The organism is Photobacterium nomapromontoriensis (assembly GCF_050336815.1).
In the GTDB taxonomy this organism is placed as follows: Bacteria; Pseudomonadota; Gammaproteobacteria; order Enterobacterales; family Vibrionaceae; genus Photobacterium; species Photobacterium nomapromontoriensis.
Genome location: NZ_JAKJSL010000013.1, coordinates 1 through 3,680, shown reverse-complemented (window position 1 = coordinate 3,680; position 3,680 = coordinate 1). Strand labels below are relative to the sequence as shown.

Sequence of the window (3,680 nt, the reverse complement as noted above, 5' to 3'; positions counted from 1 at the left end):
TCTTACGGCCCAAATAACATGTAACCAATAATAAGGATAATGGCGACCACTTTTAACCAGAAGGAGAACTAAAGCCTAACATTCAATGCGTTAAAATCATAGGCTCACGCCAAGGCCGACACGCGCATCCATATCGTCACTTCACCTTGATCACCTTCCACCCCATTCGCAATATTTACTTATATAAGGAGGCTTGGACTTCTTCAACACTTCGGCTAGGTGCTGGCTGCGCAGCACATAACCTTATTTGTTATGTTCATTACACTGCTGCCGAATCACACCAAAACTCAGAGTAATCAGTATCTGCCCAACACTCTATTCGAATTGAACCGAACTCTTTTTGAGTACCAAGCTCTTCAGATATTATTACTCGGTCTGCAATCAAAATAGGACTTATGGCATCAGCTAGCTCCTCAAACCCTGACAGTTCGATAGACTTAACCAGTTCACCGTCAAGTACTTGTAGCCAAACAGTTAAAAGTCCTTGTTCACACTTACGATTAACACTCAGGTCTTTTAAATATCCAGGTCTTGAGTATTCGAAAATTTGCCTATATTTACTCATATATCGCCTTGAAAACTTGCTATGTTCTTAACCTCGTATGCCAACGGCTGACCTCGTTGAGGCAATCAACATATTTTTTACTATTAGTCATAATTTCAGTTCGATAATCAAAGTGAAACATTACAACTTTTTTCTTATGAGTTTTTACCTTATCAGTATCAATGTAGACAGATAAAGTTACGCTATTCAACTTCGAAATATCGATGTTTTCTTTAAGTGCAGTTTGCTTTAACCATTCGCTCAATTCACCTGAGATCCAAAGTCTTAGTTGACCCACTTCTGAGTGCGTTGCTGAAGCATTAATAAGGTCTAGAACTAAGACACCATTCGGTAATTCTGACAATGCTTCAAGGTCATCACCCATACGCCAGCCTACAAACATCTTGCATAAAACATCCGAATAATGATTTAGTCTTTTTCGTCTCATTTATTCACCAAGAACATACTCTGCGTTAAGTGGTGAGCAACGCCAACCACCTAACCTAAACCATTGTGACATAAACACTTAAAACGAAGTAAGCCTAAAATACCAAGCGTTGGGAATCCGTCTTAAATGCTTGTATGAACACCGGTTTAGACGTCACTTTCAGATAACTGCTGACGACAGTTACGAACAGTCAATATGCGAATTTCAAGACCTAAACTGTAAATAATACGATAGTGACCAAACAAGATTTCACGATATTGCGTATGTGGCATTTCTGGAACCATTCGTCCCATTTCAGGCATAGTCCCAAGTAAATCAGTTTTGTCGAAAATCTCGTTAACCCAGTTTTTGGCAGCCACTGGGTTTGAACTCAGCAGCATCACCAAGCTTTTCGAGAGCTAATGGAGACCAAACTACTTTCATTATTTGATACGTCCCAGCACTTGAGTACGAGCATCTTCATTAGACACACCTAACCCAGAAGCTAATTGTGCTTCTGCTGTTCTCATCTCTTCCAGTAACTCAATTTTTTCCTGCATTGCTTCATACTCTGCAACGTCGAGTACAACTGCAACCCCCTTACCGCGTTGAGTAATCACTAAAGGTCGGCGTGTCTCATTGATTTGTTTAATGAATGAGGTTACACCTGCACGAAACTCAGAAAGAGGCTGAATATCTTGATCGAAATGAATGCGACTCATATTGAACTCCAAATAGTACAAAATAATGTACAAATAATAGTTCAAATGGAATCTGTGAGCAAGAAGTCAATTAGGTGTACTAACGAATGGCATGGACTCCCCCTTACCCAGACTCTGCCACACTTGATGAGTCTGGTTTGATAATATTTCGGAGGCCACCATGTCACAATCTATCTATGGCATTGATTTGGTTGCCTCCTTACTACATCGTGGTAGAGCGGCCTGTTACCAGACCGACCCCACACAGATCCGGACGTGCGGAACTACCGCATCCGGCTCTTCAGTTATACGTTCACTCGTGTAAAACACGACCCTAATACCAATCAACAACCACAAATCGCTTGCTGACTTTCGGCTGCACAATATTAAAATACCCTAACATCTTCTTGAAATTACTCCAGTTATAACTTCGCCTTCCGCTGCGTCGGTTCAGCCATTTGTATAAACTATGCAGCACATAGTCATAGACGTATGACATGCTTCGACTATTGTCTGGCAGTCCGAAATAATTCCTAAACCCAATCAACTTGCGTTTTAGCTGGGGCAGCCATTCGCTCAGTTTTAATGAACGTTTCGCTTTGATCCATAAGTAGTATTCYCTGAGGGTCGCTTTCTGCTTCTTTACGGCAGTTCGCCGYCTAAGCCGCGCTTTCCCCTTGGAATCCCTACCCCAGTAAAACTCGAACCCGAGAAAAACAAAGTGACGCTTTCGACCAATTTTAAATCGGCTAAATGGCATCAGGGATGTTTTATCTTCAGCAACGTCTAAGTTGAATCGCTTTAATCGCTTCGGGANTRCCTTATAAAAGCGCTCGGCGTCATGAGCAAATTGAAACGCACAGACAAAATCATCTGCATAGCGGATCATCATCGCTCGGCCTTTCATCCTCGGCTTTACTTTCTTTTCAAACCACAAATCTAGGGCGTAATGCAGATAAATATTGGCCAGCACAGGGCTAATGATCCCGCCTTGTGGGCTCCCACTTATTGGCTTAGTCGTAACACCATCAGGGGATTTTATCCGTGCCTTTAACCATTGGTTGATCAGGTTAAGTATTGCTTGGTCATCAATGCGTTGCTTTAGCATCGCCATCAGCCATTCATGGTCAAGGTTATCAAAGAAGCCTTTAATATCAGCCTCGACGATATATCCGTAGCCACTAAATTGCAGATTGAGCGTTAAACTATGCACCGCTTGGTGGGCACTTTTATTCGGTCGATACCCATAACTGTTGCGCAGAAAGTCTTGTTCCCAAATACTTTGTAAGATCTGACTGACACTCTGCTGTACTAGCTTGTCATCAACGGTAGGTAAGCCTAAAGGCCGTAATTTACCGTTCGATTTAGGGATGAAGATGCGCTTAATGTCGTTCACTCGGTAACATTTCTGTTTGAGCTGACGACTCAAGCGGGTGATATTGTCTTTCAGCTTCACCGTGTATTGGGGCATGGTAATGCCGTCAATGCCGGGTTTGGCTTGCTTATTTAGCTGGCCCCAACTTTGATACAGGCTATCAGCGTCCAATAGTCCGTAGAGATTCTGAAACCTGTGATTGGGGTGGGTCTGTGCTTTAAATGCGATGGCATCAAGTGTGGTTGTCATAGCGTTCCCAGCCCTACTTTGTCTGGGCTATGTGTCTGCTTAATGCCGGATATAACTGTCAGCTCCTTCGCCATGCACAAGGCTTTCCCCTGCTCGGACTACTACGGGCTGATCTGACTTCCAAAGGGCCCTCGTTCGTCTCGTTTTTGACTTAACAACCCTACCACTTTCCTTGTGGAGCATCTTTGGATCTCTCAAGTTCCTGATACATCTCTTTATACATGCCACGGCTTGATAACTCCGCTGACTCGCCACAACCTCACCCTTTCATTAGCATGAATAACGGCTGTTTTGCATGGACTTCGATGGCGTTACAAACCTCGTCAGTCAGTTCTAGTATTTATCGGAGCGATACCAGCACATTTATCGGAGCGATACCAGCAC

Annotated in this window: 4 protein-coding genes and 1 pseudogene; all 5 read right to left on the bottom strand. The window is 43.2% G+C overall.

What is annotated here, in order from left to right:
- Window positions 1-259: 259 nt before the first annotated feature.
- The 5 genes and pseudogenes from L4D12_RS00715 to ltrA all read right to left on the bottom strand — a co-directional run bounded on the left by L4D12_RS00715 (window position 260) and on the right by ltrA (window position 3,296).
- Entirely contained in the window at window positions 260-565 is a 306-nt protein-coding gene (locus L4D12_RS00715) for a hypothetical protein (protein WP_428445894.1), read from the bottom strand.
- Between the two features lie 19 nt (window positions 566-584).
- Window positions 585-992 carry a hypothetical protein gene (locus L4D12_RS00710; protein ID WP_428445893.1) on the bottom strand — a complete coding sequence of 136 codons (408 nt, stop codon included), beginning with the start codon at window positions 990-992 and terminating at the stop codon, window positions 585-587.
- 146 nt (window positions 993-1,138) lie between these two features.
- Window positions 1,139-1,415 (bottom strand): annotated as a pseudogene (locus L4D12_RS00705) (type II toxin-antitoxin system RelE/ParE family toxin).
- Complete coding sequence (locus L4D12_RS00700; RefSeq protein ID WP_428445892.1) at window positions 1,415-1,693, bottom strand: type II toxin-antitoxin system Phd/YefM family antitoxin; 279 nt, start codon at window positions 1,691-1,693, stop codon at window positions 1,415-1,417. The pseudogene L4D12_RS00705 and the gene L4D12_RS00700 overlap by 1 nt, the downstream one beginning before the upstream one ends.
- Window positions 1,694-2,006: 313 nt before the next feature.
- Window positions 2,007-3,296 carry a group II intron reverse transcriptase/maturase gene (ltrA, locus tag L4D12_RS00695; RefSeq protein ID WP_428445891.1) on the bottom strand — a complete coding sequence of 430 codons (1,290 nt, stop codon included), beginning with the start codon at window positions 3,294-3,296 and terminating at the stop codon, window positions 2,007-2,009.
- Window positions 3,297-3,680 lie beyond the last annotated feature (384 nt).

Coding starts and splice junctions, on each gene's coding strand:
- L4D12_RS00700 (WP_428445892.1), bottom strand. CDS start 1,693: ATGAGTCGCATTCATTTCGATCAAGATATTCAGCCTCTTTCTGAGTTT.
- L4D12_RS00715 (WP_428445894.1), bottom strand. CDS start 565: ATGAGTAAATATAGGCAAATTTTCGAATACTCAAGACCTGGATATTTA.
- L4D12_RS00710 (WP_428445893.1), bottom strand. CDS start 992: ATGAGACGAAAAAGACTAAATCATTATTCGGATGTTTTATGCAAGATG.